Origin of the sequence: Levilactobacillus koreensis JCM 16448, from assembly GCF_001435525.1 — a bacterium.
GTDB lineage: Bacteria > Bacillota > Bacilli > Lactobacillales > Lactobacillaceae > Levilactobacillus > Levilactobacillus koreensis.
In genome coordinates, this window is the sequence record NZ_AZDP01000123.1 from 117496 (window position 1) to 131842 (window position 14347).

Consider the following 14347-nt stretch of genomic DNA (forward strand, 5'->3'; position numbering starts at 1 on the left):
CCGTTAACTTGGCCACTTGGCAATGCAAAAAAGCCTTTCATAGCGATATCTTAAAGAAATATGGGTATCGCAAAATCTGTAATAATGATACAATTACAGTCGAAGATTTTTCAGGGAGGTTAGATGATGAGTCAAAAGCGTGACGATCAAACGTCGAAGGAGCAAGAGTCCCATCCTTGGGATCAATCGTTTGCTGATGATCGAGACGATCAGGGAAACCTGTCACGAACAAAAATGCGGCGACAAAATCATAGCAATACTATGGTGACGGTTATTTTAGTTGCCATTATCGTTGTGATTGCGGCGGCCTCGTTGGTCTACGGTCTGGCACGCCAGAGCGCAGTTAACCGGCCCCAAAACACAGAAAATGTGGCTGCGGGGTCGTCGAGTTCTTCACACAAGGACAAGGCAGCCAAGAGCTCTAAAGGGAGCAAGGCGGCCAAGACGACTAAATCCAGTAGCAAAAAGAAAGCAACAACCTCAACCACAACTGCTAGTTCGGCTTCACGCGCTAGCAGTTCTTCTGCTACCACCGATGAGTCATCGACTTCTGCGTCGAGTAGCTCAGACAAGAGTAGCAGCAGTTCCGTATCAGGGGCCAAATACGCAACGGTCGAATCTGGCCAGGGGGTCTACCGAGTCGCAACTAATGCGGGGATTTCTGTGCAGAAATTATTGGAATTAAACGGACTCTCTTCCGGGGCATCATTACAACCAGGACAGAGATTACGGGTTCGTTAAACTTTATTTGATAGGGAGTTTGGTTTTATGGAGAAACAAGGGTTACAAGTCGCAATTGACGGTCCCGCTTCGGCCGGTAAGAGTACGGTCGCTAAGATCGTTGCGCAACGGTTCCACTACATTTACTGTGACACCGGCGCCATGTACCGGGCAATTACCTGGAAAGTCTTACAAGCCGGTGTGGCTTTGGATGACGAACCAGCCGTTAAGCAATTGCTGGATCAGATCACGATTCGCTTTGAACCGGGGACACCCGTGCAAAAGGTGTTCGTAGATGATACGGAAGTGACGTTAGCCATTCGGCAGCCAGATGTCACAAACTCAGTTTCGGCCGTTTCGGCATTGCCAGCCATTCGGCAAGAACTGACTGAACGGCAACGGCAAATTGCGGAAGCCGGCGGAATCGTGATGGATGGTCGAGATATCGGGTCAACCGTCTTACCACACGCCCAGGTTAAGATCTTCTTGGTTGCTAGTGTCGATGAACGGGCACAACGGCGCTTGAAGGACAACGCTGCTAAGGGAATCGATACGCCATTGGCAACGTTGAAGCACGAAATCGAAGAACGGGACCGCAAAGATTCGACCCGCAAGGTTTCTCCACTGACCCAAGCAGCCGACGCAATTCGCTTAGACACAACGTCTATGAGCATCGAACAAGTGGCTGATAAAATCGCTGAAACCATTAAAGAAAAAGAATCCCTATAGAAATGGGCTTTTTACTAGCTTTTACGGACACAATCGGCTAGAATAGTATATAGAGTTGTCGCAAGGAGGAAAAATTCGCATGAGTGAAAATGGCACGAGTCAAAACAATGAAAATAACGATCTGTTAGATGCTTTAAACAGCATCGACACCGTTAAAGTTGGTGACGTTGTTAAGGGTGAAGTCTTAGCAATCGATGATGACCAACAAGCAATCGTTGGTATTGCTGATACTGGCGTTGAAGGGGTTGTTCCTAAGAAGGAACTTTCCACGAAACCAGTAGATGATATTAATTCTGTAATTAAAGTCGGGGACGTTATGGACCTCGTCGTAATTTCTCGCATTGGTACCGATAAGGAAGGCGGCAGTTACTTACTGTCACAACGTCGTTTGGAAGCCCGTAAGGTTTGGGACGACATCCAAAAGGAATTCGAAGCAGGTCATACGTTAACTGCACCCGTTACCCAAGTGGTTAAGGGTGGGTTAGTTGTTGATGCTGGTGTGCGTGGATTCGTTCCTGCATCCATGGTATCCGATCACTTCGTTGAAGATCTTTCTCAATTCAAGGGTCAAACTCTTGAATTCAAGATCGTTGAAATCGAACCAAGCGAAAACCGTCTGATTTTGTCTCACCGTGCCCTCGTTGAAAAAGAACGTGCTGCACAAAAGGCTGAAATCATGGCTAAGTTGACCGCCGGTGACATCGTCGAAGGTAAAGTTGCTCGTTTGACCAACTTTGGTGCCTTCGTTGACCTTGGTGGCGTTGATGGTTTGGTCCACGTTTCAGAAATCGCCTTCGAACGGGTTGAAAAGCCTAGCGATGTCTTGAAGGTGGGTCAAGAAGTTAAGGTTAAGGTCTTATCTGTAGACCCAGACCGCGACCGGATCTCTCTTTCCATCAAGCAAACCTTACCAGAACCTTGGGATGGGATTGAAGACAAAGCCCCTCAAGGTAGCGTCTTAGACGGAACAGTTAAGCGTCTGACTAGCTTCGGTGCCTTTGTGGAAGTCTTCCCTGGCGTTGAAGGTTTAGTTCACATTTCCCAAATTTCTCACCAACACATCGCTACGCCTGCTGACGTTTTGAAGGTTGGCCAAGAAATCAAGGTTAAGGTCTTGGACGTTCGTCCTGATGACCACCGCTTGGCATTGTCCATCAAGGCCTTGGAAGAAAAGCCACAATCAGGTGACGAAGCTTCCGAAAGCCACAGTAACAACAACCGGAGCCGGAACAACAATGGCGGTAACAACAACCGTCGTCGTAACAACCGGAACTCTGCTGAAACTTCAACGGCTAACGCCCCAGAAGAAAGCACCGGCTTCTCTTTAGGTGACCTCATTGGGGACAGCTTGAAGAAAGATATGGAAGATAACGAAAACAACTAATACGTTTGGTTGAAGAGGGTTTAGAGCGGAACTTTGTTGGTTTCGTTCTGAACCCTTTTCATGTCAACAGACGTTTTGCTTAAAAGTTAAAGGAGGGATTTGTAGTGGCATTTCCAGTAGTTGCCATTGTCGGCCGACCTAACGTTGGAAAATCGACCCTGTTCAACCGGATCGCCGGCGAACGGATCTCCATCGTGGAAGATACACCGGGGGTTACCCGGGACCGAATTTACACCCGGGCCGAATGGCTAGGGACTGAATTTCGGATGATCGATACCGGGGGGATTGACCTCGGTGATGAACCATTTTTGACACAGATTACGCAACAAGCCGAAATCGCGATTGAAGAAGCCGATGTCATTGTCTTCATTGTTAGCGCCCCCGAGGGTGTTACCGATGCTGACGAAAAGGTTGCCAAGATCTTATACCGTGCTGACAAGCCAGTCTTACTGGCCGTGAACAAGGCCGACAACCCGGACGTCAGAGAATCCATTTATGACTTCTATTCACTCGGTTTTGGCGATCCATACCCCGTTTCTGGGGTCCATGGTTTAGGCTTAGGGGATTTGTTAGACGCTGTCGTCAAGGAATTTCCTGACGATGACGGTGCCCCTAAGGACGACACGATCCGCTTTAGTCTGATTGGTCGGCCTAACGTGGGGAAGTCCTCGTTGGTTAACGCCATTCTTGGTGAAGACCGCGTGATTGTTTCCAACATTGCCGGGACTACCCGTGACGCTGTCGATACCAAGTTTACCGCGGACGATACGAAGTTTACGATGGTCGATACGGCCGGGATTCGTAAACGGGGTAAGGTCTACGAAAACACAGAACGTTACAGTGTGATGCGAGCAATGCGGGCCATTGATGATTCAGACGTTGTGTTGGTCGTTTTAAACGCTGAAGAAGGTATTCGGGAACAGGATAAGCGAGTCGCTGGCTATGCCCATGAGGCTGGTCGAGGAATCATTATCTTAGTCAACAAGTGGGATACCCTGAAGAAGGACAATCACACGTTGACGGACTTCCAGAACCTGATTCGTTTGGAGTTCCAATACCTGAGTTACGCCCCAATTATCTTCGTGTCAGCGAAGACGGGGCAACGGTTGGAACAACTGCCCGAAATGATCAAGCGTGTGTCTGAGAACCATAACAAGCGGGTTCAATCCGCAACGTTAAACGACGTGATCATGGACGCTATCGCACTGAACCCAACACCATCCGACAACGGAAAACGGTTGCGGGTTTACTATGCGACCCAAGTGGCCGTGGCACCGCCAACCTTCGTGGTCTTCGTTAACGATCCGAAGATGATGCACTTCTCTTACGAACGTTTCTTGGAAAATCAGATTCGGGAACACTTCGATTTCGAGGGAACCCCAATTCATCTGATCGAACGGGCGCGGAAGTAATTTAGGTGCGTGAAACCAGCTTTGGGACCGTTTTTAGGTGATTTTTCGCCAAAATTGACGATTCTTTCAGGATAATTGCTAAAAAACACCGTTATCCCTTGTCATATAAGGCTTCCTGTGCTATCTTTGATAAAGAAATGATGCGGTTGACCGTATTTGTTTCATCATTTTTGGACCACTCAAAAATGATCACTAGATGGCATTCATCTAATCTTCTGTTCAGGAGGTGAATTCAAACATGGCAAACAAAGCACAATTGGTTAGCGACGTTGCAACTGCAACTGGTTTAACTAAAAAGGACGCAACGGCTGCAGTTGATGCAGTCTTCGATTCTGTCCAAGCAACGTTAGCTAAAGGCGAAAAGGTTCAACTGATCGGCTTTGGTAACTTTGAAGTACGTGAACGTGCAGCTCGTAAGGGCCGTAACCCACAAACTGGACAAGAAATCCAAATCCCTGCAAGCAAAGTACCTGCATTCAAGCCAGGTAAAGCTTTAAAGGATGCTGTTAAATAAGCAATTATTTAACGCGTAAAAAAGCCAGTACGGTGTATGCCGGACTGGCTTTTTGTTACGCTCTAAACGATGTTGAACAATAGGGCAAACTGGTCGTACTACGGCTGCCAGGAATTCCGCCTGCTGTGAGGAAAGGCTTCACCTGAGAAGTGGGCTTCAGACTCGCCTAAAAGCCGCGAAAATCACGCGTCTCTTAGGTCGTCCCACGATGTAAGCTGAGAGGTCAGCAGATATGGGGCCGGCCGGGTAAGGCGATGCGTCGACTATGTTGCCATGCTAGGCAATTCGTGATGAGTGGTTAAAAATAAGTCAAAATAGCAGTATTTAAGTTAAAAATCTTGTAAACTAGAATAGTTGCGCAATAAGTCGTAACCAGCAACTAAGTCCAAGCATCGTTTAGCGGCTAGTTGCCATCGGAAAATGATAATTGGAGGCGGGTTATGAGTTACGCAGAAAAGGCATTGGACCTATTAGAAAAGGGTCAACTTGAAGAATTTAAGAAGCAGTACGCCTTGTCCCTACGGCACGACGACGACGATACGCTATTCAGTCTGGCCGAAGAGCTGTACTCGTTAGGTTTCTTGAATCAATCCCGGCGAATTTACGAAAAATTACTGAAAAAATATCCAACTGAAGACGAATTAAGAACGAACTTGGCTGATATTGCCATTGACGAAGATAAAAACGATGAGGCCCTGGAGTATTTAAACGAGGTCAGTCCTGAGTCATCGGCCTACGTTCAGGCGCTGATGGTGGCGGCAGACCTTTACCAGACCCAGGAGCTCTTTGAAGTCAGTGAACAAAAATTGCTGACGGCAAAGAAATTGGCCCCTGACGAGCCGGTCATCACGTTTGCCCTGGCTGAGCTCTACTTCACCATGCGTGAGTTCAGAAAGGCCATTCCGCTGTACTTAGACCTGATCACGGCCGGTACCACGGAGCTCTCACGGGTCAACCTGGTTGAACGGTTGGGTGTGGCCTATGCCAACGCCGGTCGCTTCGAACAGGCCATTGGCTACCTGAAGCAGATCCATACCGGTGACATGACGCCGGATGTGAAGTTTGAAACGGCCTTCACTTATCTTCAATTGAAGGATCGGACGACGGCCATTCGTTTGTTTGGTGAATTAAAGGACAGCGATGCGCATTATACGTCCCTGTATCCTTATCTGGGACAGGCTTTAGAAGAAGAGAATCGGTTAGCCGAAGCCCTGACGACCTTGCAAGAAGGTTTAGGTGTCGACCAGTATAACGAAAAGCTCTGGCTACAGGCGGCTCACGTGGCCACTAAGCTCGATGATGAGGCATTGGCTGAGAAGTACCTGAAGAAGGGCCATGAGCTCGACAGCGACGATTTAAGTGCCGTTATTCAGCTCAGCAATCTGTACGTCAAGCAGGAGCGTTGGGACGAGAACGAAGCCTTAGCGAAGCCATACGTGAAGGCCGAAGATGCGGACCCACAGCTTTACTGGAACTTGGCGGTCACCGCTGAGCATAAGGAAGAGTATGATCTGGCCCGCAAGTATTACGACGCTGCTCAGCCATTCTTCATGGATCAAGCTGACTTCTTGAAGCCAGCGGTCTACTTTTACCGTGAAGAAGGGGTCAGCGAGACGGTCGTTAAGTTATTGCAGGCTTATTTAAAGGTGGTTCCTGACGATGCCGAAATGGCACTGATGTTGGAAGGCTACCAAGACTAAATATGAGGAGAAAGGGCGACTCGTTGGAGTGGCTCTTTTTATATAGTTAACACACAAAAATTACTTTAACCTATGTCACACCAAAAAAGCAACCGCAAAAACCGCGGTTGCAAACCCAGTCATTAACGCTTCAATTTGCCGATCCAGCCCTTTTTAGGGACGGCAAACGTAAATCCTTCACCGAGAGCCTCATTGACGTTGATCACCGAAACGAATGCTCGGGGATCATTCCGCTGGATAATCTGGCGTAACTGGTGCAGCTCGCTCGGCGCCACGACCACGTAGATCATTTTACGTGGGTGATGGGAGTAGCCGCCTTCGCCATCGATCAGACTAACGCCGCGGCCCAGTTCGTCCATAATATTATCGGTAATCGCCTGATGATGGTCCGACACCACAATGATACCCCGCGCAGCGTAGGCACCTTCCTGGGTGAAATTGACGATGCGCGCAAAAATATAGGAGTAGATCAGCGTATAGGCCATGTGTTGAATATCGATGTAGACCAATGAGAACAGGAGCACGATCACATCTAAATAGAGCAGGGTGCGCCCCATGGGAACACCCCGAAACCGCTCGAAGATCCGGGCGATAATATCGGTGCCACCCGTCGTTCCGCCATAACGGTAGAGCAACCCGGAACCAAATCCGCCAATTACACCAGCCCCCAACGCCGAGAGTAACAGGTCTCCGTGTAACTGAATGACGATGGGGACTCGTTGCCAGATCCACAGGAAGAGGGACAACATGATTGTTCCGTAAATCGTATAGATCAATGACTGGCGACCCAGGAAACGCCACCCAATTAAAATTAGGGGCACGTTGATTAAGATCGTCGAGTAAGCGGGGTCAATGCCAAACAATGCTCGTAAAATCAACGTTACCCCGGAAATACCCCCATCCGCTAGGTGATTGGCAATGTTAAAAAATACCAACCCAAAAGCAAACATGGCACACCCAATCCCAATCATCACTAAATCCAGCACATGAATTGACTCATCCTTTTGTGTCATCTACATCTCTCCCAACAAAAAAATCCTCATTTTATGATAGCACAGCCAATGTAGAAACTGCTGAGAAACTGATTAGCGAATCGTGGTTTGAATTCAATTCTTGCGGGGAATCTGTTAGACTGGCATATAGAACCTTGTGTCCACTCGTTAACCGCGTGGGCCACGAGCACTGACAGAATTTAGCTGGCAGAAGGGTGAAAGATAATGAAGTTAGAACACTTACCAAATGAATTTGAGGCCGCCCGACCGGTACTTCAGACCATCGAGGCCGCTGGGTACGAAGCCTACTTTGTGGGTGGCAGCGTCCGCGACACCATCCTAGGGAAGGCGATTCACGATGTCGATATTGCGACTAGTGCCTATCCCAATGAAATCAAGGGCTTGTTCAAACGAACGGTCGACACCGGGATTGACCACGGCACCGTGATGATTTTGGACCACGGGACCGGCTATGAGACTACGACCTTCCGTTCCGAATCGACCTATACCGATTTTCGGCGTCCCGACCAGGTCACCTTTGTCCGATCCTTACAGGAGGACCTAAAACGTCGTGACTTCACCATCAATGCGCTAGCCATGCGCGAAGACGGGGAAGTGATCGACTTGTTTGATGGCTTGACCGATTTAGAGAACCACCACATTCGGGCCGTGGGTGATCCACAAGAACGGTTCCACGAAGATGCTTTGCGGATGATGCGGGCCGTGCGGTTTGCCAGTCAGCTTGACTTTGACATTATCCCAGAGACCGAAGCGGCCATCACCGACCACGCCCAACTATTGGCTAAGATTGCCGTAGAGCGGACCCAAGTAGAATTACAAAAGATGTTCACGGGTAAGGCCCCCCAACGCGGTCTAGCCGTCTTTATGCGAACAGGGCTGTGGCAATATTGCCCGGACTTTGCGGCCCACGAGAACGACCTGCAGGCATTGAGTACGCAGCTACAGCGAGGAACCTCTAGTGACACCGCAACCTGGACACTACTGGCAACAAAATTTGGTCTAACCGCTACCGCCATCACGCCATTTCTCAAACACTGGAAGGCCGCTAACCAAATGATTACGGCGGTCCAGACCGCTAGTCGCCTGGCCCAAACGCTACTGACCACGGCGCCCAACGCGTGGCAACTGTACCAGTGTGGCGCTGACCTGACTCCCGTAGCCAATGAAGTGGCCAGCATCTTAGGCGCACCCGACCGCGCCACCGAACTGACGCAGCAACTACAAGCGTTACCCATCCAGCACAAGAAGGAGCTTGCCGCCACGGGGAAAGACCTGATGCAAGCGGGTGTACAACCCGGGCCGCAACTGGGCGCCTTACTGGGTGATCTGGAGTACCAGGTCGTCACGGGACAACTGCCAAATGAACAGGCGGCATTAGTTGCCTATGCGACGGCCTAACCGAATTTGAAATAAGAGAGTGAGACATTATGCAAACCTTACGCGCAGAAAACTTACACCGAACTTATGGTGAAAAAACACTTTTCGATAACCTGAATTTTATCATCAATGAACACGACCGGATTGGCTTGATCGGGGTCAACGGGAGTGGGAAAACCTCACTACTCAACACCTTGGCCGGTATCAGTACCGAACAGTCCGGAGAGATCAATACCCCTAAGGATTACACCATCGGCTACTTGACGCAAAAACCCGAGTTAGATGAAAATCTGACCGTCATGGATGCCGTCTTTTCCGGTGATCAGAAGGTCTTTGTGACGATTCGCCGATATGAAGCCGCTCTGGCGACCTACGGGGAACATCCGGAAGACCCCAAGGCTCAGCAGCGCTACCTGGACGCCGAGGCCCAGATGAACGAAGAGGACGCCTGGACCGCCGAGAGCGATGTTAAAACGATCCTGACGCAGCTGAAGATCACTGATCTATCACAATCCATTAAGACCATGTCCGGGGGGCAGATCAAGCGGGTCGGTCTGGCCCAGGTCCTGATTCAATCGCCAGATCTACTCCTGTTGGACGAACCAACCAACCACTTGGACTTCGATTCCATTGCTTGGCTGCAACAGTACCTCAGCTCGTATAAAGGAGCTTTACTGGTTGTCACTCATGACCGGTACTTCCTGGACCAGATTGCCAATCAGATTTGGGAACTGGACTTTGGAAAACTTTATCAGTACCCTGGCAATTATCAAGCCTATGTTCAAGAAAAGGCCGAACGGGTCACTCAGGAGGCCGAAGCCGACCAAAAGCAACAACAACTCTACAAGAAGGAATTGGCTTGGATGAAGGCGGGGGCTAAAGCCCGATCGACCAAGCAACAGGCCCGAATCAACCGATTCAACGACATTGCCAGTAACGTGGGCACTCGCCAGGTCCAAAGCAACGTGTCAATTTCCCTTGGTCAACAACGACTGGGGAAGAAGGTCATTGAACTAAAGGATGCGAGTCTGAAGCTTGGCGACCACGTCATTTTGGACCACTTCAGTGACCTGATTCAAGGCAACGAGCGCATTGGGATCAGCGGGGAGAACGGGGCCGGTAAATCAAGCCTGCTCAATGTGATTGCCCAACGCCTGCCGCTGGACTCCGGCATTGTCACGATTGGGGAAACGGTTAAGATGGCGTACTATACGCAACAGATCGAACCCATCCCAGAAGACAAACGGATGATCAGCTACCTATCCGAAGTCGGTCAAAACGTGACTAACAACCAGGGTGACTCCGTTAGTGTTGCCGAACTGCTGGAACAGTTCCTATTTCCGCGATTCATGCATGGAACCTTGATTCGTAAGCTTTCTGGTGGTGAAAAACGGCGGCTGTACCTGTTAAAATTACTGATGGAACAGCCCAACGTCTTACTCCTCGACGAACCAACCAACGATTTAGATATCGGCACGCTGACCGTTCTTGAAGACTACATTAGCCAATTTGCCGGGACCGTCATCACGGTCTCCCATGACCGATACTTCCTGGATAAGGTGGCTGACCGGCTCCTCATCTTCACGGGGGACGGCAACATCGAGCGTTATTCCGGGCAATTTAGCACGTACCTCGACATGGCCCAACAACAGAGCCACGCAGCAAAGGCCAAGCCTAAGGCCCCAGAAAAGCCAACCCAACCCGCCGACGATGCACCCAAGAAGAAGGTCAAGCTGACCTACGCTGAACAAAAGGAATGGGAAGGCATTGAAGGCGTCATCGACGATCTTGAAAGCCAAAAATCCCAAGTTCAAACGGAGATGAACGCCAACGGGGACAACTATGATAAGTTAGCTGACTTACAAGCCAAACTAGACGACCTCGACCATCAGTTAGATGATAAGATGGCCCGGTGGGAATACCTGAGTGAATACGCCGAATAGGAGATGACGGGTGTGTTAGAAGATGCTTACCTTAATTTAGCCAAGACCGTTCTAACGACGGGGCACCAAAAGACCGACCGAACTGGTACTGGAACCATTAGTTTATTTGGGTATCAGATGCGATTTAACCTGCAAGAGGGGTTTCCGCTACTGACGACCAAAAAAGTTCCATTTGGTCTTATCAAGTCCGAACTACTGTGGTTCTTACGGGGTGACACGAATATTCGTTTCCTGCTCCAGCACCACAATCACATTTGGGACGAATGGGCCTTTCAACGCTACATCGATAGTCCCGACTATCATGGACCAGACATGACGGACTTTGGTCGCCGTTCCTTAGTTGATGCCGACTTCAATGCAGCCTATCAAACTGAAAAAAAGGCTTTCTGCGACCGCATCGTGAATGACCAAGCCTTCGGTGACCACTATGGCGACCTGGGCCTGGTTTATGGCAGTCAATGGCGCGCTTGGCAGGGTCACAATGGCGAAACCATCGACCAACTCCAAAACGTGATCGATACGCTGCGGACCCACCCTGATTCTCGGCGCATGATTGTGTCTGCCTGGAACCCGGCCGATGTGCCATCAATGGCCTTACCGCCTTGTCACACGCTCTTTCAGTTCTACGTCAACGACGGTAAATTGAGTTGTCAGCTCTACCAACGGAGCGCCGATATCTTCCTTGGGGTGCCATTCAACATCGCAAGTTACGCGTTGCTAACGTCACTCATTGCCAAGGAAGTTGGCTTAGAGGTCGGCGACTTCGTCCACACGCTAGGCGACGCCCACATTTACCTAAATCACGTTGACCAAATCAAGACGCAACTGGCACGGACGCCACACGAGGCACCCCAGCTCTGGCTCAACCCAGATAAGTCCAGCATCTTTGACTATGATATGCACGACATCAAGGTCACGGGGTATGACCCGGAACCGGCAATCAAGGCCCCCGTGGCTGTTTAGGAGGGAACACCGATGTTGATTTTTCTATGGGCCGAGAGTCAGGGCCACGTGATTGGCTTTAAGGGCCAGCTCCCATGGCATCTGCCAGCCGACATGCACTTCTTTAAGACCGTCACGACGGGCAATACGATCATTGCCGGGTCCAAGACGTTCGCGTCATTTCCACACGCGTTGCCGAACCGGAAGAACGTGGTCTTGACCCATCAATCGGCGGCAAATTTTCCGGCGAGCGTGACGGTGCTCGATTCATTCGACGCTGTTCGTCAATATGCTGCGCAACGGCCAACCGAGAAGCTGTTTGTTGTGGGTGGTGCCCAGCTCTTCAACGGTCTACAAGCCGACGTCGATTTTCTTTACCGAACCACGATCGACGCCGGGTTTGACGGTGATACTTGGATGCCCGCTCTCGATTACAGCAAATTTCAGCGCATTAACCGCCAACCTGGCGTGCGCAATGAAAAGAATCCGTATGACTATGTGTTTGAACAGTTTCAGCGGATAGTTGATTAAATAGGCCACACTGCAACTATGCTTGATGTAATTTAGTCGCCACTAGCTCATCCAGGTTGACCAGCAACTAACTGTTCAAAAAAAGGCTTTGACATCATCTGGAAATCAGATAACGTCAAAGCCTTTCATGGTCAAATTAGTGACGTAGGACCACTTTACATTAAGCATACAGTAAAATCGAGAAGTACATCAGCCCAGTCCCCAGCATCACAAATAGGTGCCAGATAACGTGACCAAACGGAATTCCTTTGAAACTATAAATAACAGCACCCAGGGTGAAGGCGAGTCCACCACAGAACAGCAGTGCAAAGCCAACCGGGCCCAAACCGTTGTACAGCGGCTTGATTCCCATCAGGCACATCCAGCCCATGACCACGTAGATCACGGTTGATAATTTCTGATACTTGCCTAGCCAAATGGCCTTGTACACGATACCGAGAACGGCCATTGCCCAGATAATGCCGAACATGGTCCAGCCCAAGGCGCCACCAACCACTAATAAACTAAATGGCGTATAAGTTCCGGCAATCAATAAGTAGATCGCACAATGGTCGAATATTTGAAAAACGTGGCGACCACGGGTAAAGTACAAACTATGAAAGAGTGTGGATGCAAGGTAAAACAGGACCAGGATAGCCCCATAGATAGCAAACGTGGTCATCCGTAAGGCCCCACCCTTACCGTGCGCCTGCAACAGTAAGATGACAAGACCCGCGATGCTTAGGGCGGCGCCGATTCCGTGCGTTGCCGCGTTCAAGACCTCATTGACAACTTGATAGGTGTGACTACGTTCCTTTTCCAAACAAATTCCTCCTTATTCTCGTAACTATTTTTTGTGAAAACCACTGGGGGAGTTCCGAACAACTACTGAAAAAAATTGGCAACTCTGCTATACTATTACCGTATGTTTCATTACGCATATTGTAGCATAAACCAAAATCTCTGGTCAGAAAGAGTGGAATAGCATGGCTAAAATAAAAATTGTTACGGACTCGTCTGCCGGTATCTCCGAGCAAGACATCCAAGACTACAACATTACCATTATTCCGTTGACGGTTATGATCGACGATACGATTTACGTTGAACGGGAATCCATTACGAATAAAGAGTTCATTGAAAAAATGAAGACGGCAAAGACGTTGCCCAAGACCAGTCAGCCACCGTTAGGGTCATTTGTTGAGACCTTTGATAAATTAGGTGCCGATGGCAGTAGCGTCATCTGCTTCAACATGCTGGCGGCTATCAGTGGGACGGTCCACACCGCTGAACAGGCTGCGAAGTTGTCCAAGACGGACGTCACGGTCGTAGACAGTCAAACGACCGACCAGGCCTTGGGTTTCCAAGTCGTTGAAGCTGCTAAATTAGCCGCTACTGGCGCCACTAAAGATGAAATCATTGCCCGGGCCGCTGCCGTTCGCGATCATACCAAGCTGTTCATGGGCATCGTGACCCTCGAAAATATTTTGAAGGGTGGTCGTCTCAGTCGTGCTGCGGGCATGCTGACGTCACTCCTAAACATCAAAATCGTCTTGCAAGTTACTGGTGGCGAGCTGAAGATTCGGGCCAAGGGCCGGGGAATGAAGACCATTGACCGGTATTTTGATAAAGTTTACGAACAGATCAAGCAAACACCTGACATTGTTGCCATTGGGATTTCTCACGTGGAAGCCTTTGAATCCGTTGATAAGATTCAGGAACATCTGCACGAGATCTTACCAGACAAAGAAGTCTTAGTTAGAGAAACGGTGCCCATCATCGCTACCCACGGGGGACCCGGTGCTTTTGCTTTGATGTACTACACGGACCCAACTAAATAATCAACTTAGGAAAAGGGGTGGCCACGTCACCGCTTTTTCTTTATCCCGAGGGGGGATTCAGATGAAATTTAAAAATATCAGTAAGATCATTGGGGTGACCTTGCTACTCGTCGCGGTCGTCGTGGCCGTGCTGACGTACTGGCATCCCGGTGCACGGACGACCCAAGATACATCGTCCACGACCAATCACCGCAAGACCGTTCGTATCGTCGCGTTAGGGGACTCCCTGACCCAAGGGGTGGGTGACCAGCAAAATGACGGCGGG

The 14347-nt window shown here is 49.6% G+C and carries 13 protein-coding genes and 1 pseudogene; 12 read left to right on the forward strand and 2 right to left on the reverse strand.

The window, feature by feature from the left end:
* The first annotated feature begins 126 nt into the window (after positions 1-126).
* The 6 genes from FC99_RS13225 to FC99_RS13250 all read left to right on the forward strand — a co-directional run bounded on the left by FC99_RS13225 (position 127) and on the right by FC99_RS13250 (position 6459).
* Positions 127-741, forward strand: a complete 615-nt coding sequence (locus FC99_RS13225; protein ID WP_048735996.1) for a LysM peptidoglycan-binding domain-containing protein — start codon at positions 127-129, stop codon at positions 739-741.
* A 27-nt stretch (positions 742-768) separates the two neighbouring features.
* Positions 769-1449 (forward strand): (d)CMP kinase, encoded by a 681-nt coding sequence (gene cmk, locus FC99_RS13230; protein ID WP_048735997.1) that lies wholly within the window; start codon positions 769-771, stop codon positions 1447-1449.
* Positions 1450-1528: 79 nt separating this feature from the next.
* Complete coding sequence (rpsA, locus tag FC99_RS13235) at positions 1529-2833, forward strand: 30S ribosomal protein S1 (protein ID WP_048735998.1); 1305 nt, start codon at positions 1529-1531, stop codon at positions 2831-2833.
* Between the two features lie 104 nt (positions 2834-2937).
* Positions 2938-4245, forward strand: coding sequence for a ribosome biogenesis GTPase Der (der, locus tag FC99_RS13240; protein WP_048735999.1), 1308 nt, complete (start codon positions 2938-2940; stop codon positions 4243-4245).
* A 226-nt stretch (positions 4246-4471) separates the two neighbouring features.
* Positions 4472-4759 (forward strand): HU family DNA-binding protein, encoded by a 288-nt coding sequence (locus FC99_RS13245; RefSeq protein WP_225421803.1) that lies wholly within the window; start codon positions 4472-4474, stop codon positions 4757-4759.
* A 407-nt stretch (positions 4760-5166) separates the two neighbouring features.
* Positions 5167-6459: a tetratricopeptide repeat protein gene (locus tag FC99_RS13250; protein WP_476738441.1), complete on the forward strand. Its 1293-nt coding sequence runs from the start codon at positions 5167-5169 to the stop codon at positions 6457-6459.
* A gap of 122 nt (positions 6460-6581) precedes the next feature.
* Here the strand turns inward: FC99_RS13250 and FC99_RS13255 are convergent, their stop codons facing one another.
* Complete coding sequence (locus tag FC99_RS13255) at positions 6582-7472, reverse strand: YitT family protein (protein ID WP_048736001.1); 891 nt, start codon at positions 7470-7472, stop codon at positions 6582-6584.
* A 204-nt stretch (positions 7473-7676) separates the two neighbouring features.
* On the opposite strand from FC99_RS13255, the gene FC99_RS13260 reads away from it, so the two are divergent.
* The 4 genes from FC99_RS13260 to FC99_RS13275 are packed head-to-tail and all read left to right on the forward strand — an operon-like array spanning position 7677 to position 12265.
* Complete coding sequence (locus tag FC99_RS13260) at positions 7677-8870, forward strand: CCA tRNA nucleotidyltransferase (protein WP_048736002.1); 1194 nt, start codon at positions 7677-7679, stop codon at positions 8868-8870.
* A gap of 29 nt (positions 8871-8899) precedes the next feature.
* Positions 8900-10792: an ABC-F family ATP-binding cassette domain-containing protein gene (locus FC99_RS13265; RefSeq protein ID WP_048736003.1), complete on the forward strand. Its 1893-nt coding sequence runs from the start codon at positions 8900-8902 to the stop codon at positions 10790-10792.
* 12 nt (positions 10793-10804) lie between these two features.
* On the forward strand, positions 10805-11755 hold the full coding sequence (locus FC99_RS13270) for a thymidylate synthase (protein WP_048736004.1): 951 nt from the start codon (positions 10805-10807) through the stop codon (positions 11753-11755).
* Positions 11756-11767: 12 nt separating this feature from the next.
* The gene (locus FC99_RS13275; RefSeq protein ID WP_048736005.1) at positions 11768-12265 is read left to right on the forward strand and encodes a dihydrofolate reductase; all 498 of its coding nucleotides are present in this window, start codon (positions 11768-11770) and stop codon (positions 12263-12265) included.
* Positions 12266-12425: 160 nt separating this feature from the next.
* Here FC99_RS13275 and trhA read toward each other — a convergent pair whose 3' ends face one another.
* On the reverse strand, positions 12426-13067 hold the full coding sequence (gene trhA, locus FC99_RS13280) for a PAQR family membrane homeostasis protein TrhA (RefSeq protein WP_048736006.1): 642 nt from the start codon (positions 13065-13067) through the stop codon (positions 12426-12428).
* Between the two features lie 163 nt (positions 13068-13230).
* Here trhA and FC99_RS13285 point away from each other — a divergent pair, with 163 nt between their 5' ends.
* A complete protein-coding gene (locus FC99_RS13285; protein WP_048736007.1) occupies positions 13231-14082 on the forward strand; it encodes a DegV family protein in 852 nt (283 codons plus the stop codon).
* A gap of 61 nt (positions 14083-14143) precedes the next feature.
* Positions 14144-14347, forward strand: a pseudogene (locus FC99_RS14325) (GDSL-type esterase/lipase family protein); the annotation flags it as partial.